Below are 19474 nucleotides of genomic sequence, written 5' to 3'. Positions count from 1 at the left end.
GCGGCACCCGCTCGGCGAGCGTCCGCGATGTGTCCTCAGGTCTCGGCGAGTTCGTTGCGCACTTCGGCCGCGATGGCGTAGGAATGCTTGCGCGCCGCATGGTCGAAGATGTTGGCGACCAGGATCAGCTCGTCCGGCGCGTGCCTATCGATGAAGGCGGCGATATGCTCGCGCACGGTGGCCGGCGCGCCGACGGCGGCGCAGGCGAGGGTGCGTTCGAGACCGTGCAATTCCTGTGGCGTGCAGAACGATTCGATGTCGTCGATCGGTGGCGGGATCAGTCCCGGCATGCCGCGGCGAAGCTTGATGAAACTCTGCTGCTGGGTAGTGAACAGTCGGCGCGCCGCGGCGTCCGTGTCGGCGGCGACCACATTCATGCCGAGCATTGCGTAGGGTTTGTCGAGGTGCTTCGAGGGGCGGAAGTCGCGTCGGTATACGGCCAGCGCCTCATCCATCGCGTCCGGCGCGAAGTGCGAGGCGAAGGCGAACGGCAGGCCCAGTCGGGCGGCCAGACGCGCGCTGAACAGGCTCGATCCCAGTAGCCACACCGGGACTGCGAGACCGGCACCGGGGACTGCGCGCACCGACTGCCCGGGGGCGGCTGGTTCGAAGTAGGCCAGCAGCTCGAGCACGTCGTCGGGGAACGCGTCGGCCTGATCGAAATAGCGGCGCAGGGCGCGCGCCGTGGCGTGATCGGTGCCGGGCGCACGGCCAAGGCCAAGATCGATACGGTCCGGATGCAGTGCGGCCAGTGTGCCGAACTGTTCGGCGACTTGCAGCGGCGAATGGTTGGGCAGCATGATGCCGCCGGCGCCTACGCGGATGGTCGAGGTGGACGCTGCCACATGGCCGATCAGCACCGAGGTCGCCGCGCTGGCGATGCCCGGCATGTTGTGGTGTTCGGCCAGCCAATAGCGCTCGTAGCCCAGCGCCTCGGCATGGCGTGCTAGGTCTACGGTGTTGCGGAAGGCCTGCGTGGCGTCGCTGCCCTCGGTGATCGGGGCCAGGTCGAGTATGGAGAAGGGGATCATGCGGTACGTCCGGGAAAAGCCATGAGGCACACATGGGGACGATGCGGCGCGAGGCCAATGCAAGGTGCTTCGCGGATCATGTGCAGGCGCCATGCCCGCCGTTGTGGATGCCTCAGCTCCCTGATCCAGGCGCGTGAGGTTGTGCAAATATACGTTCCCGTATGCGGACTCATGGTGAGTGGCCGCTGAAGCGTGAAAGGGATGAGCATGGATGCGGCGAGATTTACGTTTGAGGCCCTCGACCAACGGTTTCAAACGCTGGGCAGCGCGCGTGACGAACCGAAGCAGAGCATGCTACTGACGCGCTGGGGCGCTTCGCTTCTCCTGGTTGGTTCGGTGATCGGATACGGCGCGGCGACTTTTCTTCATTCCATGCCCGCTCTGGTGCTCTCGATCACCGGACTTGTCATCGAGATGCTGGGTGCCTGCGCTCTGTTTCTTCAGTTTCTGCGTTACGAGTGGCACCAAATTCGTCATCCGTTGCGGAATGATGCGCGCGAGTTGGACACGATATTCGAGCAAGGCATGCCCGTGCTGGCATGGTTGTGCCGCTTTCCTGCTCAGGAACTGGAGCGGCACTTGCGGTTCGTTCGTGATCGCACTACGACCTTCAACCAAAGCATGAGCTGGATGTTTGGTCCCATTGACCGTCTGGGTCCCTTGCCCGTGCTGGTCGCGCTGTATCTGCAATTCAAGGATGTCCGCACGTGGTGGCCGGTCCGTACTGATCCCGTGCACGCGGCGCTTGCCTTGCTGCTGATCTTTCTCTACCTGTTTGGCAGCGTGATCGTGATTCAGCGCATGCGCCGTCAGCGTTACGTGAACTGGCTGAGCGAAGCATTGATCCGCAAGCGCGAAGCCGGGCAGGATGATTCGTCCCAGAATCCGAGCACGACCGAGAGCACGCAGTGAGCGAAACCTATTCCTACGAAGTCGCGCAGGGCCATGGCCTGCCGCATGACCCATTCAAGGCCATCGTGGCGCCGCGCCCGATTGGCTGGATTTCCACGCGCGATGCGGAGGGGCGCGGGAATCTCGCGCCCTACAGTTTCTTCAACGCCATCAGTGATACGCCGCCGGTGCTTGCCTTCGGCAGCAGCGGTTACAAGGACAGCGTGCGCAATGCGGAAACGACTGGCGCCTTCGTCTATAACTTGGCGACCGAGGCGCTAGCCGACGCCATGAACGGTTCCTCGGCGAATTTCGCCTCGGGCGAGGACGAACTTCGGGCGATGGGATTGACGCCTGCTGCCTGTCGTTGCGTGGACGTCGACCGCGTGGCCGAATCGCCGGCCGCGCTGGAGTGCCGCGTGCTCGACGTGATCCGGCTCAAGGATCTGCACGGCGATGTGACCGACAGCTATGTGGTGTTCGGTCAGGTGGTCGCCGTGCACCTCGACATGGCCTTCCTGCGCGATGGCCTGTTCGACACGGCGGCAGCGGGTTCCATCCAGCGCGCCGGTTACATGACGGACTATGCCGTGGTCGGTCCGGACAGCATGCGTGCGCTGCGGCGGCCGGGATCGCCGGAAGAGGCGATCGCGAAGTACCGCCGCCGCAAGTGAGTCGGTGGCATGGGGTCTTGGCGATGGTTTGGTCGGAAGTCGCCGAACGGTCAGCCCCTTGTGCGCGGCACCGGTGGCGACATGGCGCAGGTGGCTGCGCGCGTGCCAGGACGAATCGGAATGCTGATTACGGTGCGGATGGTGCAGCGCTGGTCCTGATCTAGCCGCCGCCTGGAACGCAGTAACTCCGGAACATGGGTCGCGCCTGAGACCGGTTCGGATACCATGGGTCGCTTGAAACGATGAAGGAGTCGCGCCATGACGCTGCGCCCGTTGCAGCACTTCGTCGCCGTTCCCTTGGACGCGACATGATGTGTGCATCCATGCGCTGGGCGGCCGGTTTCGTACTGACCGCAGTGGCGAGTTTCGCGGCAGTCTGTGCGGCGGCGCAGGTCCTGCGCACGGATCTGGACTGGGTGCGCGTGCCGTTGAGCTTCTACCTGATCGGATCCGGAAGCGGTTGGGTGCGGGCGGCCTATGTGCTGCTGGCCCTGGCGCTCCCGGTCTTTGGGTGGAGTGCGTACCGTGCCTTGTCCCTCCCGGCGCGAAGCGCCGCGCCCTTGCTGCTATTCACGGTCGCGGGCATCGCCCTGTGCGTGACCACCTTCGCCACCACCAACACCTACGCGCATCCGGCGACCTTCCACGGGCTGATTCACGGCATTGCCGCGCAGACGACGTTCCTGTGCGTGACCGTGGCGATGCTGTTGCAGGCCGGGCGGCTGCGTCACGATGCGCGTTGGCGTCCGTACGCCGCAAGGGCGTTGACGTGGGCGACGGTGAGCTTCGTCGGTCTGTGGGTGCAGGTGCTGTGGCGTGGCGCGCCACGCGGCCTGTCGCAGAAGCTGCTGATCGTGTTCATCCTCGGCTGGCTGGCCTGGATGGCGTGGCTTCTGTGGCGGAAATCGGCTGAGGTTATCCCTTCAACTCATTGAAGGGTTGAGGTTTATTCCGGAAGGATGAAGGCGACGACCACGTCGCGACCCTCGCCGGCCAGCACGGAGTGCGTGCGCGCGGCGGCGGCGTTGTCCATCACTTCCACGCCCACATCGCGGCGCGTGAAGGCGCCCAACGTGGCCGCGTTCGGGAACTGCTGGCGTGCGCCGGTGCCCAGCAGCACGACTTCGGGCTTCAGTTCCAGGATCAGTTGCACGTCCTCTGGCTGCATCTGACCAGCGTCGCGTACTGGCCAGTCCTCGATCACCTGATCGCGCGCGAGCACCAGGCTGCGCGTGAAGCGGCGGTCGACGATGGTCACGGCGTCGTCTTCGATGCGACGCACGTACAGGAAGTCCTCGGGACGTTCGAGCGAGAGCTCCATGGCAATCCTCCGCGTTATTTCGTCGCAGTGCGCATCAGCGCGGGAGGGCGAGCTTCGGTTCGTCCTCGTTGCGCAGGAACACGCTGGCAGTGTGGCCGATTTCCTGCACCAGCTCGGCGCCGGTGGCTTGAGTCAGTTCCGCGATCTGTGCGCGGCGTTCATCCTTGTCGGCGCCGGAAAGCTTGATCTTGACCAGCTCGTGACGATCCAGCGCCAGCTTCAGTTCCTTGATGACGGCGTCCGTCAGGCCTTTCGCGCCCAGCATGATGACCGGGTGCAGGCTGTGACACAGACCGCGCAGGTAGCGGCGCTGGCTGGGGCTGAGCGTGGCGGCGGCGCCGTCGCGCGAGGAAGTCGAAGCGGACATGTCGTTCAGGTTCAAGGTCGCGGAAATGCGGGTGCAAAGGGTATCATGGCCTGCCCGACGCAAGGCTGACCGGACGTCCGCATGGCCCGTAGCAAGAGCAGCTCCCGCTGGCTCAAGGAACATTTCGACGATGCCTACGTCAAGCGCGCGCAGGCCGAGGGCTGGCGTTCGCGCGCGGCCTTCAAGCTGGAGGAGCTGATCGACCGCGATCAGCTGCTGAAGCCGGGCATGCACGTGGTCGATCTGGGCGCGGCGCCGGGTGGCTGGTCGCAGCTGGTCCAGCGCCGGCTCGGCGACAGCGGGCGCATCATCGCGCTGGACATCCTGCCCATGCAGGGCATCGGCGGCGTGGACTTCATCGAGGGCGACTTCCGCGAGGCCGAGGTGCTGGCCGAACTCGAGCGTCGGCTCGACGGCCATCCGGTCGACCTTGTGCTGTCGGATATGGCCCCCAATATGAGTGGTGTAGCTGTCGCCGATCAGATGCGGGCGATGGATCTTGCCGAGCTGGCGCTCGATTTCTGCCGGCATTGGCTGAAGCCCGGAGGCGCGTTCCTGATCAAGTTGTTCCAGGGCGCCGGGTTCGACGATTACTTGCGGGACTTGCGCGGTGAGTTCGACCGCGTGACGATGCGCAAGCCGAAGGCTTCGCGTGCGCGCTCACGCGAAGTCTATGCCTTGGCCACGGGACATCGCGCCCGGGCCGGCCACTGAACGAGACATGCGCATGAATGAAATGGTCAAAAACCTGCTGTTCTGGTTGATTATCGCCGTGGTGCTGGTGCTCGTGTTCCAGAGCTTCAGCCACAACGCCGGTCGTACCCAGCAGATGAGCTATTCGGCGTTCATCCAGCAGGTGGACAGCAACAACATCTCCGAAGCCACCATCAGTTCGGATACGCCGCCCGTGGTCAAGGGCAAGCTGAAGGATGGCAGTCAGTTCAACACGGTGGTGCCGCTGATCGGCATCACCAGCAGCGATCTGCTCAAGACCCTGACCAAGAACGGCGCCAGCGTGAAGCAGCAGCCGTCCGACAACGGCTTCTCGCTGTTCTCGCTGCTGCTCAACTGGTTGCCCATCATCATCTTCGTCGGCCTGATGATCTGGTTCATGCGCCAGATGCAGTCGGGCGGCGGCGCGCGCGGTGCGATGAGCTTCGGCAAGTCGCGCGCCAAGCTGCAGGGCGAGGACCAGGTCAAGGTGACCTTCGCCGATGTGGCCGGCTGCGAGGAGGCCAAGGAAGAGGTCGGCGAGCTGGTCGAGTTCCTGCGCGATCCGTCCAAGTTCCAGAAGCTGGGCGGCAAGATTCCGCGCGGCGTGCTGATGGTCGGCCAGCCCGGCACCGGCAAGACGCTGCTGGCCAAGGCCATCGCCGGCGAGGCCAAGGTGCCGTTCTTCTCCATTTCCGGTTCCGACTTCGTCGAGATGTTCGTCGGCGTCGGCGCCAGCCGCGTGCGCGACATGTTCGAGCAGGCCAAGAAGCACGCGCCGTGCATCATCTTCATCGACGAGATCGACGCCGTCGGCCGCCATCGTGGCGCCGGTCTGGGCGGCGGTCACGACGAACGCGAGCAGACCCTCAACCAGCTGCTGGTCGAGATGGACGGCTTCGAGGGCGGCGAGGGCGTGATCGTCATCGCTGCGACCAACCGCCCCGACGTGCTCGATCCCGCGCTGCTGCGTCCGGGCCGCTTCGACCGTCAGGTCGTGGTCGGTCTGCCGGACGTGAAGGGCCGCGAGCAGATCCTCAAGGTGCATCTGCGCAAGGTGCCGCTGCACACCGACGTCGATGCGATGCTGATCGCGCGCGGCACGCCGGGCTTCTCCGGCGCGGACCTGGCCAATCTCGTCAACGAGGCAGCGCTGTTCGCCGCGCGCGAGAACGCGCGCGAAGTGCGCATGAGCCACATGGAGAAGGCCAAGGACAAGATCCTGATGGGCGCCGAGCGCCGCTCCATGGCCATGAGCGAGGACGAGAAGAAGCTCACCGCCTACCACGAGGCCGGTCACGCCATCGTCGGTCGCCTGGTACCCGAGCACGATCCGGTCTACAAGGTCACCATCATCCCGCGCGGCCGTGCGCTGGGCGTGACCATGTACCTGCCGGAAGGCGACCGCTACAGCATCAACAAGGTCGCCATCCGCTCGCAGCTGTGCTCGCTCTACGGCGGCCGCGTCGCCGAGGAGCTGATCTTCGGTCACGACAAGGTCACCACCGGCGCCTCCAACGATATCGAGCGCGCCACCAAGATGGCCCGCAATATGGTCACCAAGTGGGGCCTGTCCGACGAGCTGGGTCCGGTGACCTACGCCGAGGACGAGGACGAGGTGTTCCTGGGCCGCTCCGTCACCCAGCACAAGAGCGTGTCCGACGAGACCTCGCGCAAGATCGACGAAGTCGTGCGCAACATTCTCGACACCGCCTACGAAACCTCGACCAAGCTGCTGACCGACAACCTCGACAAGCTGCACCTGATGGCCGAGGCGCTGCTGCAGTACGAGACCATCGACGCCCACCAGATCGACGAGATCATGGAAGGCCGTCGTCCGGGCCCGCCCGCAGACTGGGGCGGCACCGACAACGACAAGCGCCCGAACGCACCGCGCGGCGGCGACACCGGTACCAGCACCACGCCGGTCGGTGATCCCGCACCGCAGAGTTGAGTAAGCGAACTTGTCAGTACAAAAAAGGCGGCCCGCAGGCCGCCTTTTTTGTGTACAAATGAATCCGGGGAGACCATCTGGCTCGACATTGGTAGACGGCTTACGACCCGAAGCGGCCACTCAGTAGCTACGAAATTCGAAGCAGTACAGGACGTCAGAAGCAGGGATTTCATTGAATACATAGGTGTTGCCATGGCCACGATAGATGGGTTCTTGTTCGGCGGACGTCCTGACTCGGAAGGTTGTGCCGATTACGGCGCAGCCATTGCGTATAGCCTTCGCACGCCGTGCCAAGCGAGCCGTTCCGACGAGATCGACGGCTGGATCGTGGAAAGCGCCGCGGGCAAGTCCACCATCGTGGCGCGGTCGACGCAGGCAATCGGCAGGCAGGAAGTGATCACGGCAGGAACGGAATGCATCCAGCGCTACCTCGACCTGCTTTCCTACGAGAGATTCAAGGTCTCTGAGCTGGCTGGCATCGGCGATAGCCACGTCATGCTCTATACCGATAGTGACCGCCGCGTCGTGGAGGTCATGGTTACCGACGACTTGGTCCTCGGCGTTTCCGCGACGGGTGTCGTCTACGACCGCGACGGTAATCCGAAACCAACACCACCAGGGCCACCCCCGGTGTGGACACCGGCTCTGCGCTTTTATCGGCTCTCGCAGGCGAGCGGCGATCTGTACGAGGCCTACCGGAACTTGTGGTTGGGCCTTGAAGCCCTGCTATCTACCATTAGCGCGAAGCGGGTGGACGAGGGTGAGCGCAAGTGGCTGCGTCGCGTGCTCGCCGAGGTCGGCGCCAGAATCGACGTGCGGCCACTGCTTCCGGACAGCCGAGGCCTGGCTGACTACATGCTGACAGATCAGTACGAACGCATGCGTTGTTACTTGTTCCACGCCAAGCCAGAAGAAGGAATGGCGGCGCCGACCCTGCCAGATCCTGAAGCGCTGGTGCTCGCATATGCGCAGCTGATACGAATCTGGCGCGACATCGCTCATCATCTCGTCGGCGTGCGCCAGGGCGGGATCGGCGTCGTCACGTATGAGGGCTTCAGAGCCTTACTCTTTGCTCCATTCTCGTCCGGCCTGGGAGTCGTCTATTCGGATGCGCGCGCCCCCGCAGGCAACGAAGACACGCTGATCAATCCCGGAGGAACGGCCAGGATTGAGCTTGAGAATCCCCGCTACCAAGACGGCGCGATGCCGGGCTTGGTCTCGGTGTCTGCGTCGCTGCCGATAGAAGCGCAGGTCTCTCTGCCGGAACTATGGCGATTCGGTTGCGAGGTCGGGTCCGAGAAAAAGCTATTCTGCGTGGGAAGAGTCGAAGGTGGGCTCGGACTGTCTGGTGTCGACCAGTTGGACGTCCTGCAGGTCTTTCGTCTGAAGAACGCGTCTTCACCCAAGCTCTCGTTCTGATCGAACGACACTGTCCGGTTCGACGCGACGACCGGCCGCATCGTGTCATTCAGACCCTTAGGTCCATGAAATCATTCGTACCTAGCCGATGAGCGATTAGTCGGATTTCGACGGCCCCCTCAAGCCTTGATGCAACGGCTTCTGCTTGTTCCTTCGTGGCTTGCATACTGATTGGTTCGGACGCTGCCGACGCAAACACTCCCCAGCACCTACGCCAACCTGGATTCAACCGATCCACATTCGGCGTCAGCAACTCAACGTCATGGACCAAGCCGAAATGCACGGCGTACCCCGCACCGGCATAACCGGATTCCGCGCGCAGCGACCGACTTACCATCCCGACGACTTCGCCGTTCCTGTTGAACACCGGGCCTCCGCTCAGGCCGGGCGGCCAATCACTCTCCACCTGGAACACAGGCGTCGGGTTCGAGCGGCTGCTGCCCTGCTCGTGGACAACGACAATCCGCCCGTAAGCGCCGTACATGCCCTCGGTTAGCAGGGCCGACTGCCGGGCTGAATCGACTTCCGACAGGTTCAGTTCTGGGAAGCCGACGGCGAGCACGATCTCGCCGATCTGCGGCACCCACCCCTTCGTCCGCATCGGCAACGTCTGTGGCGGCCGTACACCGGGACCGATCTCTGCGACCCTCAATGACGCGACATCGATGGCGGGTCGTCGGACGGGCCTTCGGCGCAGCATGGCCATCGGATCTTCCACCTCCATCAGCGATGCGAGCACTTCCTGCGGCGACACGAAACAGTCCGATGGGATGTTGACCGTTCCAAACACCATGGCGTGCATGCTCAGGAACAGAATCGGGCGTCCGGCAAGTTGCTTCTCGACGAAGTCGATGACGTGGTACGCGGTGAGAAAGTTGCCGAAACCATCGACATGGAACGCTGTTCCAACGCCATACATCCGTCCATCCATGTGCTGGCAAAACACCGGAACGATCGCGTTGCGCAGTCCGAACGGGTCATATATCTCGAAGGGCGCGAAGGGCCGACCCGGCTTCGGTTCGTAGCCGCGAAGGCGCGGCCGTACTCCGGACGGCCCCTCACAAGTGCGGATAATGAAAGGCTCAAATGTGCTCAACCGGCGTGTCCACGTGTCAAAAATGCAATCAGTCAAATACCTTAGTGACCTCGGCTCAATAACCGAATGATACGGCCGACTCCCCATCAGAGACTAAAGGTCCGTTTCTGGCCGAAAAAAGCTATCCGCAAGGTTCATCACGAAACTCCAGTCACACGTCGAGGCCGGTGCTTCAGTGCATCGTCTCCGGCCCACCACTAGCGAACGGCGGCTTGGCGAACCACAGCACCGGGATCAGGCACGAAAATGGTATCAGGGAGCATTTTCACGGTGGTCGTGGACCAGAAATGGTGTGATGGCGCGGCGGGAGTGAACCTGCGCATGTTTTTCCGGTCCTCACTTGAGAGGACATTACATCTCCGGAGTCATGGGTGAGTCTGAGTTATGCGCGTCTGCGCCAGTTGCATTTCCGCAGATCGCTTGCCGAGCGCTTCCGTGGCATGGCAAAGACCGCCGTCGTGGGCATGGGGTTTTTCGGCAGTGCGGGCGTGTTTGCCATCGTTAGCTTGATGGTCGTTCTGGCCGATGGCCTGATGGCGCTGATGCACACACATGTGGGATTGAGCGAGCGGCTGGGCATTCTGCTTGGCTGGCAGTGCGTGACACTGGAGTTGTTGTGGTTGCTGCACGGGGCAATCTTCATGCGTGATGCGGAGCCGTTCCTTGCGACGTTGCCCATTCCCGATGCTGCCGTCTGGCGCGCCGATTTGCGCATCGTCATGCAATGTTATTCGGTGCTTTGGCTGCCGTTGATATGGCTGCTCTACATGCTATGGAGTCAGGGCCCGTCCCTGCAGGCGGTGTCGGCGAGCGTGTCGTACTTGGTGATGGTCGGCGCAGGCATGGTGTTAAACGTGTTGTTGTTGCGCAACGCCTATCGTCGCGCTGCCGTGATGGTTTTACCCATGCTCGTGTTGATGGTGTTCCGGCCGCAAAGTGTGCTCGGTGCTGTCGCCATGCTTGTTACAGCGGCTGTCGCCATGACGTTCGCTGTTCGCCCACGGCGGGCACGGTTTCAGGCGCTTCGATCAACGGGCCGGTCACGTGCGATCTTCGAGCGTATCGCACTGGCGAGCGCGTTGGTTGTGCCTGCGTCCTGGCATGCCTTACGCGAGTCGCTAGTGGTTCGAGGAGGCTATCTGCTTGGTGCGTGGGCGCTGGCGATGACCCTGCTCGCAGGCCATGCGCCGAGCGTCGGTCTCGCCACGGCACTTCTGATCGGCTTGATGGCGATCGCGTCGGCTGCGTTGTATCGATTGCCGGTGCTTGTGCGCGGCATGATGCTGGAGCGGCTGGACTTCCTGGCGGGCCACTGCGCATTCCGAAGGCGCGTTACTTGGTTTGCCGTACTGCCGCCGGTGGTGCTTTTCTCGCTCTGCATGAGCGCGTACTGGCAGACTGCGGTCCACGCGTTGCCTCCTGGAACGTCTCATGCGGCTCTGCCTAGTTATCCGCTGCTCGGCTATGCGGGACTGTTTGCAGTGGGCGCATTCAGCGCGAACTGGACGCGCGACACGATGCGGTGGCTGATGCCGACAGCGCATGTCGTACTCACACTGATTTTTCTGACGGTGGCGCTTTCATGAATTCCATCGAATCGCTTGGCTTGCATGAACTGACGTTGCCGTTCGGGCAGGTGAGGGCGCTTACACGCACGTTCGGCTTAGGACTGCATCTGGTCGTGGGTCCCAACGGAATTGGCAAGACGTCGCTGTTGCGAGCCATTGCCGGAGCGTTGTCGCCAATGACCGGGGTGATTCGCCTGGGCGATGTACCCATGAAGCGGCATTCAGATCGCGTATTGCTGGCTCCGGGCGCGCCTCCTGCCATTCCCTGGCTGCGTGCGGGCATGCTGATCGACTTCGTGACTTCGCTGTATCCGTCGAGTCGCCGTTCACTCGAATATCGGACTCACGTGCTGGAGCAACTGCACCTGAGTCACGCTGTCGATGCACCGCTCGGGACGCTTTCGGCCGGCATGGCCAAGAAAATTCTGCTGGCGGCGACCCTGATCGCGGCACCGTTGGTCATGCTGTTCGACGAACCGATCAACGAGATCGACGCCGCGTCACGCGATGTGCTGCTGACTCTGCTGGCAGATTATCAACGCGACCGGATCATGCTGGTCTCGACGCATCATGTGGATCCTTTTCGGGAGGTGGCCACCAGTATGCTGACATTAGGTGAAACTGGCGTACCTTCGGTGTCCTAGGTTCGCAGGTTGGGCTGACAAAGAAAGCCCATCAGGTTCTAGGTCGCGCAAGCCACCACTCAATGCATCGTCTCCGGCCCACCACTGGCGAACGGCGGCTTGGCGAACCACAGCACCGGGATCAGGCACAGGAACAGCACGGCACAGCCCCAGAACACGTCGTTGACGGACAGCGTCAGCGCTTCGCGGGTGATGACGCGTTCGACCACGGCCCAGGCGCGTTCGCCGGTGATGCCGCCGGCGTGCAGGGTCTGCAGGTAGCTTCCCACGGCCGGGTTGGCGTGGTTGACGTGTTCGGTGAGCATGGCCTGGTGATAGTCGGCGCGGTGCTGCCACAGGGTCACGGTGACGGCCGTGGACACGCTCGAAGCCATGGTGCGGAAGAAGTTGGCCAGGCCCGAGGCGGTGGCGACTTCGTGATCCTTGAGGCCCGACAGGATGATCTGGTTCAACGGAATGAAGAAGCAGGGGATCGCCAGGCCCATGACGAAGCGCGGCATGATGAGGCTGCCGAACGAGGCGTCGTTGTTGAAGGTGGAGAACCAGTACGAGGTGATCGCGAACACGGTGAACGAGAAGGTCACCACTGCGCGCAGTTCCAGTTTGTCGATATTGCGACCGATGACCGGTGACAGCAGGAAGGCGAGGATGCCGACCGGCGCTGTCGCCAGACCGGCCCAGGTGGCGGTGTAGTTCAGGTTGATCTGCAGCCACAGCGGGAACACCACGTTGATGCCGAAGAAGGCCATCATGCCCAGCGCCAGGGCGATCACGCCGACGGTGAAATTGCGCTTGCGGAACAGCGAGAGGTCGACGACCGGATGCTTGGCCATCAGCTCCCAGGCGACCAGGAAGGTCAGGCAGACCAGCGCGATGATGCCCAGGGTGGTGATCAGCGGCGAGGAGAACCAGTCCTTGTCGTTGCCGTTGTCGAGCATGAACTGCAGGCAGCCCACGCCGACCACCAGCAGGCCCAGGCCGACGATGTCGATGGGCACTTTGATGGTCTTGGTCTCGCGTTTGCGCATGATGCCCCACACCACCGCGCCGGCCAGCAGGCCCACCGGCACGTTGATGAAGAAGATCCACGGCCACGACAGGTTGTCGGTGATGTAGCCGCCGAGGATGGGACCGAAGATCGGTGCGATGACCACGGTCATGGCCCACATCGCCAGCGCCATGCCCTTGCGTTCGACCGGGTAGGCGGCCAGCAGCAGGGCCAGCGACAGCGCCACCATCGGGCCGGAGCCGGCGCCCTGCAGCAGGCGGAAGATCACCAGCATCGGCATGCTGGTCGCCATGCCGCAGAGCATGGAGAACGTCACGAACAGCACCAGCGAGATGACGAAGGTGCGCACCTCGCCGAAGCGCTTGGCGATCCACCCGGTCAGCGGCTGCATGATGGCGCTGGCCAGCGCGTAGGAGCTGATCGCCCAGGTGCCTTCCTGCGGACTCACCGCCAGCGCGCCGGCGATGTGCGGCACCGCCACGTTGACGATGGTCAGATCGAGGATCTCCATGAAGGTGGCGAAGGAGATCGCGATCGTGAGCAGCACCAGCGGGGTGCCATGCAACGGTTTGTACGGCGCCGGAGCGTTGGAGGACATCGCGTTCGGGTTTTCCGTGGGCAGGCGCGGCCGCAGCCGCGCCGTGAGTCAGCAGGAGAGGGGACGGTTACTTGCGGCCGAGGTTGGCCTGGATGATGGCGTCGGCCTCGCGCTCGGCCTCGGCCAGATCGCGGTCGTAGACGCCCGTCTTCGAGACCGCCTGCGTCACCGGCTTCTGCGCCAGCACACGGCCGTCACGGTTGTGCGTGTCGACGTTGACATCGGCGGACAGGCCGATGCGCAGCGGATGCTTGCGCAGGTCCTTCGGGTCGATCGAGATGCGCACCGGCACGCGCTGCACCACCTTGATCCAGTTACCCGAGGCGTTCTGTGGCGGCAGCAGGGCGAACGCGCTGCCCGTGCCGGCGCCAAGGCCGACCACCTTGCCGTGGAAGACCAGGCCGTCGTAGATGTCCGGCTCGATCTTCACCGGCTGGCCGATGCGGATGTGGGCCAGTTGCACTTCCTTGAAATTGGCCTCGACCCACAGGTTGTTCAGCGGAATCACCTGCATCAGCGGCGCGCCCGGCTGCACCTGCTGGCCGACTTGCACGCTGCGCTGGGCGACGTAGCCATCGACCGGCGCGACGATGGCGGTGCGGTGCACGGCGAGCCACGCGGAACGGAACGCGGCGCGTGCCTGCATCACCGCCGGGTTGTGCTCGATGTCGGTGCCGTCGATGGCAGCGTGCGCGGCGGTGGCGTTGCGCTGGGCGACTTCGAGCGCGCTCTGCGCGGTGCGCACGCGGTCCCGCAGATGGGACATTTCCTCCGGCGACACGGCCTGTTGCTTCAGCAGTGGCTCGCGGCGCTTGAGGTCGGCGCGGGCCAGACTCAGTTCGACCTTGCGCGCATCGACGGCGGCGTCGGCTTTCGCGGCGTTGGCGAAGGCCTGACGTACCCTGCGCACGGTTTCCGCCAGCGCGCTGCGGGCCTTGGCCAGGTTCACGTCGGTATCGGTACGGTCGAGCTTGACCAGCGTCTGGCCGGCGTGGACCAGATCGGTGTCGTCGGCCATCACCGCGACCACGGTGCCGGGAATCTGCGAACTGACGGTGACCTGGTTGCCCTTGACGTAGGCATCGTCGGTCACTTCGCGCTGCGAGAGCACGAACAGCCACAGCAGGAACCAGGCCAGCCCGGCCAGCACGAACACGCCGGCGATGGTCAGCAGGATGCGTTTGCGCTTGCCGTTGCCGCTGGCGTTCTCGCCGCCGTGGTTCTTGGCGTCGGAGGTCTTTTCGTCTTGGGCGCTCATAGGGTCGTTTTCCGCGCGGAAGAGGTTGCAGGGGCCGGGGTAGCCGTGTTGTCGGTCGCCTCCGGTGCGTGTTCAAGCTGGTAGCCGCCGCCCAGCGCCTGGATCAGGCCGACGTCGGCGTCGAGGATCTGTGCCGTCAGCTGCAGGTGCGCGTCACGCTGCTGCAGCACCTGGGTGCGAGCCTGCAGCACGGGCTGGATATCGGTCAGGCCCTGATGCTGGCGCGCTTCGGCGTTGCGCTGCAGCGCGCTCACGGCCTGCAGCTGCGCCTGTTGTTCATGACGCTGGGCGCGCAGGCGCTGCAGGTCGAGCACCTGGGTGGAGACTTCGCGCGCGGCGTTGACCACGGCGTCGTTGTACTGCGCGACCGCGCTCTGCAGTTGCGCCTTGGATACGCCGAAGCCGGCGCGGAGCAGTCCGCCTTCGAAGATCGGCAGGTGCAGGGCGGGCGTCAGCGCGAACACCCGGCTTTCCGGATGCAGCAGCTTGCCCAGGTCGATGCTGGAGAAGCCGGCCATCGCGTTGAGGCTGAAGTCGGGGAAGAACTTGGCACGCGCGGCATCGGTCTGGCGCAGCGCGGATTCGACCTGCCAGCGGCGCGCGGCGATGTCGGGGCGGCGCGCGATCAGGTCCAGGCCGGCGTTGGCCGGCAGCGCGGCGTTGGCCTTCGGCAGAGGGCGCATCTTCAGGTCGGGCAGGTCTTTCGGTGCGATGCCGATCAGCGCGGCCAGGATGGCACGGCGGATCTTGGCGCTTCCGCGCAGCGCCGCGACCTGCTGCCGCGCGGCCGCGGCGCCGGCGCGCGCCTGCTGCAGCCGGTCATTCGGTTCCAGACCGGCGTTCACGCGCACATCGAACACGTGGACGAGGCGTTCCTGGTCGCGAACCAGTTGCTCGGCCAGCTGCAAGCGATGCCGGTCGGCCTGCCAACCGAAGTAGGTGCGGGTAATGCCGACCTGCAGGGCCAGGGCAGCGGCGCTGCGCTCGGCGGCGGCAGCGTGCACCTGTCCGATGGCGGCCTCGACTTCGGCGCGGTGACCGCCCCACAGGTCGAAGTCGTAGCTGCCCTGCACGCCGATGTCGCCCTGGTTGTACCAGGTGAAACCGAGGAACTGCGACGGGATCAGGCCGTTTTCGCTGAGTCGCTGGCGGGCGACCTGCACGTTGCCGTTGATGCGCAGGCCGACCTGCGACGCGGTCAGCTTGGCCGACGCGCGGGCGGCGTTCACCCGGCTGCGCGCGGCGGCCAGGCTGGTGGCGTCGTGCAGGGCGCGGTCGATCAATCGATCCAGCTGCGGGTCGTGGTAGCGCTTCCACCAGGCGGCGGCGGGCCAGGAGCCCTGGCTGGAAGAGGGCAGGCCGGCCAGCGGCGCCTGTGAGCGCAGGTCGACGTGCCGGATCTTGTCGGGCACGCCGGCGCATGCGCCCAGCAGCAGGGTCGCGACGGCGACGGCGAATACGCGAGAGGGAGTCATCGGGTTCATTCCTGGACGGGATCCATGGCGTCGAGGTTGCGGAGCAGCTTTTCCAGCAGACCGGCCAGCTGGCGGTACTCGCTCCGGGAGAAGTGGTGGAACAGGGCCTGCACGTTGGGCCGGACTTCCGGCAGCAGCGTGCGGACCAGTCGCGACCCTTCCGGCGTCACTTCGAGAATGATGCGACGGCGATCGGCATCGCTGGGGCGGCGGGTCACCAGGCCGCGTTCGAGCAGGGTGTCGATGATCCGTGTCATGTTGGTCGGCTTCTGCGACGCCCATTGGCACAGATCGGACGGATGCGCCTGCTGCTCGGCGCTGCTGTACAGCATCATCAGCGTGCGGAATTCACTGTTGCCGAGCTTGTACGGCTTCAGCCAGCGCTCTTCGGACTGGTCGAGGCCGGCGTTGACGATATGCAGCAGACGCAGCAGCACGATGTCGTCCACGGGCATGTCAGGCACGCGTTCGGCGACGCGTGCCACGGCTGCCTTCATGGATTCGGTGGAGTCGAGGAGTCGGCCCATGCCCGCAATGAATAGTTCATTAGTGAACTATAAGCTTAACAACTGAACTGGTGGGTATACAAGACCGTGCGCGGGGAACGTGCGGACGAATCAGGTTCGGGGCAGGCCAAACAGGCGGCGGGCGTTGGTGTGCGTGGCGGCGGCGATGGTTGCACGGGCGGTGTCGCGCAGACGCGCGACGACGTCGAGCACTTCGGTCAGATAGGCCGGCTCGTTGCGCTCGTGCCGATGGGCGGCGCCGGGCTGATCGGGCGCGTCGGTCTCCAGCAGCAGCTGCTCCAGCGGTATGGACGCGGCCAGGCGATGCAGCTTGTGCGCGCGTTCGTGCGTGACCGGACCGCCCAAGCCGATGTGGATGCCCAGGTCCCAGAGCTGCCGAGCCTGTTCGACGCTGCCGCCGTAGCTGTGCACGACGCCGCGCACGGGGCCTTCGTGGCGCAGCGTCAGGATGACTTCCTCGACAGCCTTGCGTGCGTGAAGGATGAGCGGCCGGTCGAGTTCGCGCGCCAGGCCGATCTGGTGACGGAAGAAGCGCCGCTGGCGCTCGTGTTCGATGCCGACCTGGAAGTCCAGTCCGCATTCTCCGACAGCGACGGCATCGTCGCCTCGGTCGCGTAGCCAGTTTTCCAGTGCGTCGAGGTCCGCATCATCGTGTGCGTCCATGAACATCGGGTGCAGACCGTAGGCGGGGTGCAGACGAATGGCGTTCCCAGGACGCGCGCATACCGCTTGCAGCGTAGGCCAGCGCCCAGCGGTGACGGCAGCGACCAAGGCCTCCGTGACGCCAGCCTCTGCGGCGCGCCGCAGTACAGCGTCGCGGTCGGCGTCGAAGGCCGCATCGTCCAGATGCGTGTGGCTGTCGAAAAGGGTGATTGCGATCCCGTTCATATTTGCTCGTCGCCACGTGAAAGCAGGCATCATGGAGGATAGTGCTCTGGAGTGATCTGCGGGTACGGTGATGCATGCTGCACCGGATTTAACGCAGACCTTATGAGTTGTTCAGTTCCGCAGTGCTTGAATGCGGAAACATAACAAACGGACATCCATACGACGTGGGTGGAAACAGGAGGCTAGAGATGAACAAGTTCGTTACCAAGGCGCTCGTCGCCAGCATCGCCGTCGCGACCGCAGGTGGTCTGACGGCGTGCAACCGCAACGCCAGCGCGGAAGGTCCGCAGTACGCGAAGGTAGTTAGCGCGACGCCGATCAAGAAGACCACGAATCATCCGCGTCAGGTTTGCCACAACGAGACCGTGACGCACCACAAGCCGGTCAAGGATTCGCATCAGATCGCGGGTACGGCCATCGGCGCCGTGGCGGGCGGTCTGCTCGGCAACCAGGTCGGCGGCGGCAAGGGCAAGAAGTTGGCGACGGTCGCCGGTGCCGTGGCAGGTGGCTACGCTGGCAAGAAGATCCAGGAGAAGCATCAGGAGGACGCCACGTACACGACCCAGGAACAGAAGTGCCAGACGGTCAACGACCGCAAGACCACGGTGGTCGGCTACAACGTGAAGTACCAGCTGAAGGACGGCACCGTGCACACCACTCGCATGGACCACAATCCGGGTGACACGGTCGAGATCAAGCAGGCCACGACGGTCGTTTCGTCCAATTGATCGCAGGATCGCGGACGAATCCGTAGCTTCGGGTTCGTCCGCTCGCCACCAAGGTCATCCCCAACCAAGGAGGTTCCATGTCCATCAAGATGAGCTCTATTCGACGCATCGTGCCGGTTGCGCTGGCGACCGCCATGCTGGCATTGGCCGGTTGCGCAACGGGGCCGTACAACTCCGGCGGAAATGGTCCCGGATACGGCACCACATACGGCGGAGGCGGGCGTACGGCTAGTCGCAGCTGTCCAAGCAATCAATGCGGCGTGGTCGAGAGCGTGAGCCAGGTCTACGTGTCCGACAGCAACAGGTCCCACGTGCTGGGTACCATCATCGGCGCCGTGGCGGGTGCTGCATTGGGCAATCAGGTCGGCAAGGGTGATGGCCGCAAGGCCGCGACCGTGGCCGGTGCGGTGGCCGGTGGTGCAGTCGGCAACGAAGTGGCCAAGCGCAACAGTGGCGATGTGCCGGCATACCGTGTCGTGGTGCGTCTGGACGACGGTCGCCGCGCGACCGTGACCCAGCGCGAGGATCCGCGCGTGCGCAACGGCGACTACGTGCAGATCAGCAACGGTCGCGTGTACATGCGCTGATCGTTTCGCGGCATGTTGCAATAAAAAAAGCCCTCCCGGCAACGGGAGGGCTTTTTCTTTCCCCATGAAGGGTGGTTGCGGTCAGTTGGCTGCGTAGAAGGCGTGCTCGCCAATGGTGCGAAGTGGCGCCCGCGTGGCCCACTTCGGCGAGATGCTGGTCGTGGCGAAATGATCGGCACCGGGAACCACCATGACGCGTTCGGTCTTGGGCAGTTTCCAGATCGCCATGCTTTCGCCGGCAATCTTCCAGGCCTTGGTGAAGGCCTTCAGGTTGGTGACCTGAAAGCTAGTCGGGGTGGTGGACAGGGCGAATTGGCGCGGCGCGCGCACGACATCGCACACGGTCTTGCCGTAGTAGCCGCGTTCGCGGCGGCGCAGGGCCACCTCGGCGACGGCGAATTGTCCGATCGTCGATTCGCTGCGGGCTTCCAGGTACACGGTCGTGGCCAGACAGGTCTGGTCCGCGAGCGGTTGGGGAAGCATGGAGGTCATCCACAGCAACCAGGCGAGTTTCATCGTTGCATTCTCCTCAGAGGTGCGGCACGCCATGAGGGCCGTGTTCGCGCATGAGCGGCAGCCGTTTCGTACGGCCTGCCGGTCGTTACCGATTTCATGCCGTGCAAACGCGCATGGCACAAAACGAACGCCGCGTTCCAGCGCAGCGCCGATCCGAATTCGTACGTTGTGGGAATCATTTCGCCGATGCGCGGCATATGGCGGAAGCGAAT

General features: G+C 64.1%; 20 protein-coding genes. 10 read left to right on the top strand and 10 right to left on the bottom strand.

What is annotated here, in order from left to right; translation table 11 throughout:
- Positions 1-35: 35 nt before the first annotated feature.
- Entirely contained in the window at positions 36-1031 is a 996-nt protein-coding gene (locus HF690_RS01105) for an LLM class flavin-dependent oxidoreductase (protein ID WP_168608151.1), read from the bottom strand.
- A 201-nt stretch (positions 1032-1232) separates the two neighbouring features.
- Here HF690_RS01105 and HF690_RS01100 point away from each other — a divergent pair, with 201 nt between their 5' ends.
- The 3 genes from HF690_RS01100 (at position 1233) to HF690_RS01090 (ending at position 3531) form a co-directional block, all read left to right on the top strand.
- The gene (locus tag HF690_RS01100; RefSeq protein WP_168608150.1) at positions 1233-1943 is read left to right on the top strand and encodes a hypothetical protein; all 711 of its coding nucleotides are present in this window, start codon (positions 1233-1235) and stop codon (positions 1941-1943) included.
- The gene (locus HF690_RS01095; protein ID WP_168608149.1) at positions 1940-2596 is read left to right on the top strand and encodes a flavin reductase; all 657 of its coding nucleotides are present in this window, start codon (positions 1940-1942) and stop codon (positions 2594-2596) included. The genes HF690_RS01100 and HF690_RS01095 overlap by 4 nt, the downstream gene beginning before the upstream one ends.
- A gap of 308 nt (positions 2597-2904) precedes the next feature.
- Positions 2905-3531, top strand: coding sequence for a DUF998 domain-containing protein (locus HF690_RS01090; RefSeq protein WP_240151517.1), 627 nt, complete (start codon positions 2905-2907; stop codon positions 3529-3531).
- 11 nt (positions 3532-3542) lie between these two features.
- Here the strand turns inward: HF690_RS01090 and HF690_RS01085 are convergent, their stop codons facing one another.
- Positions 3543-3917, bottom strand: coding sequence for an Mth938-like domain-containing protein (locus tag HF690_RS01085; protein ID WP_168608148.1), 375 nt, complete (start codon positions 3915-3917; stop codon positions 3543-3545).
- 34 nt (positions 3918-3951) lie between these two features.
- Positions 3952-4284 (bottom strand): YhbY family RNA-binding protein, encoded by a 333-nt coding sequence (locus HF690_RS01080; RefSeq protein ID WP_113066172.1) that lies wholly within the window; start codon positions 4282-4284, stop codon positions 3952-3954.
- A gap of 81 nt (positions 4285-4365) precedes the next feature.
- Between HF690_RS01080 and rlmE the strand changes: the two genes are divergently transcribed.
- From rlmE to HF690_RS01065, 3 genes are all read left to right on the top strand, one after another.
- Positions 4366-4998, top strand: coding sequence for a 23S rRNA (uridine(2552)-2'-O)-methyltransferase RlmE (gene rlmE, locus HF690_RS01075; RefSeq protein ID WP_113066111.1), 633 nt, complete (start codon positions 4366-4368; stop codon positions 4996-4998).
- Positions 4999-5011: 13 nt separating this feature from the next.
- A complete protein-coding gene (gene ftsH, locus HF690_RS01070) occupies positions 5012-6949 on the top strand; it encodes an ATP-dependent zinc metalloprotease FtsH (protein ID WP_193568348.1) in 1938 nt (645 codons plus the stop codon).
- Positions 6950-7141: 192 nt separating this feature from the next.
- On the top strand, positions 7142-8368 hold the full coding sequence (locus HF690_RS01065; protein WP_168608147.1) for a hypothetical protein: 1227 nt from the start codon (positions 7142-7144) through the stop codon (positions 8366-8368).
- 49 nt (positions 8369-8417) lie between these two features.
- Here the strand turns inward: HF690_RS01065 and HF690_RS01060 are convergent, their stop codons facing one another.
- Complete coding sequence (locus HF690_RS01060; protein WP_168608146.1) at positions 8418-9464, bottom strand: S1 family peptidase; 1047 nt, start codon at positions 9462-9464, stop codon at positions 8418-8420.
- Between the two features lie 371 nt (positions 9465-9835).
- Between HF690_RS01060 and HF690_RS01055 the strand changes: the two genes are divergently transcribed.
- Positions 9836-11050, top strand: a complete 1215-nt coding sequence (locus tag HF690_RS01055) for a DUF6136 family protein (RefSeq protein ID WP_168608145.1) — start codon at positions 9836-9838, stop codon at positions 11048-11050.
- Positions 11047-11676 carry an ABC transporter ATP-binding protein gene (locus tag HF690_RS01050; RefSeq protein WP_168608144.1) on the top strand — a complete coding sequence of 210 codons (630 nt, stop codon included), beginning with the start codon at positions 11047-11049 and terminating at the stop codon, positions 11674-11676. Before HF690_RS01055 ends, HF690_RS01050 begins: the two co-directional genes overlap by 4 nt.
- Before the next feature lie 59 nt (positions 11677-11735).
- Here the strand turns inward: HF690_RS01050 and HF690_RS01045 are convergent, their stop codons facing one another.
- From HF690_RS01045 to HF690_RS01025, 5 genes are all read right to left on the bottom strand, one after another.
- Complete coding sequence (locus HF690_RS01045; protein WP_113065064.1) at positions 11736-13283, bottom strand: DHA2 family efflux MFS transporter permease subunit; 1548 nt, start codon at positions 13281-13283, stop codon at positions 11736-11738.
- 67 nt (positions 13284-13350) lie between these two features.
- On the bottom strand, positions 13351-14541 hold the full coding sequence (locus HF690_RS01040) for an HlyD/EmrA/EmrK family protein (protein WP_168608143.1): 1191 nt from the start codon (positions 14539-14541) through the stop codon (positions 13351-13353).
- Complete coding sequence (locus tag HF690_RS01035; RefSeq protein ID WP_240151516.1) at positions 14538-16016, bottom strand: efflux transporter outer membrane subunit; 1479 nt, start codon at positions 16014-16016, stop codon at positions 14538-14540. Before HF690_RS01035 ends, HF690_RS01040 begins: the two co-directional genes overlap by 4 nt.
- A gap of 5 nt (positions 16017-16021) precedes the next feature.
- A complete protein-coding gene (locus HF690_RS01030; RefSeq protein ID WP_205300767.1) occupies positions 16022-16501 on the bottom strand; it encodes a MarR family transcriptional regulator in 480 nt (159 codons plus the stop codon).
- Positions 16502-16633: 132 nt separating this feature from the next.
- On the bottom strand, positions 16634-17431 hold the full coding sequence (locus HF690_RS01025) for a TatD family hydrolase (RefSeq protein WP_168608141.1): 798 nt from the start codon (positions 17429-17431) through the stop codon (positions 16634-16636).
- A gap of 188 nt (positions 17432-17619) precedes the next feature.
- Here HF690_RS01025 and HF690_RS01020 point away from each other — a divergent pair, with 188 nt between their 5' ends.
- Together HF690_RS01020 and HF690_RS01015 are read left to right on the top strand one after the other, a co-directional pair.
- Entirely contained in the window at positions 17620-18159 is a 540-nt protein-coding gene (locus HF690_RS01020) for a glycine zipper 2TM domain-containing protein (protein ID WP_113065060.1), read from the top strand.
- Between the two features lie 77 nt (positions 18160-18236).
- Complete coding sequence (locus tag HF690_RS01015) at positions 18237-18746, top strand: outer membrane lipoprotein (protein WP_240151515.1); 510 nt, start codon at positions 18237-18239, stop codon at positions 18744-18746.
- An 81-nt stretch (positions 18747-18827) separates the two neighbouring features.
- On the opposite strand, the gene HF690_RS01010 is transcribed toward HF690_RS01015, so the two are convergent.
- Positions 18828-19262, bottom strand: a complete 435-nt coding sequence (locus HF690_RS01010; RefSeq protein ID WP_113065059.1) for a cell wall hydrolase — start codon at positions 19260-19262, stop codon at positions 18828-18830.
- Between the last annotated feature and the right edge of the window lie 212 nt (positions 19263-19474).

Origin of the sequence: Oleiagrimonas citrea (genome assembly GCF_012395255.1) — a bacterium.
Taxonomy (GTDB): Bacteria; Pseudomonadota; Gammaproteobacteria; order Xanthomonadales; family Rhodanobacteraceae; genus Oleiagrimonas; species Oleiagrimonas citrea.
The sequence above is the reverse complement of the archived record's forward strand: the minus strand, read 5'-3'. Positions and strand labels throughout refer to the sequence as shown.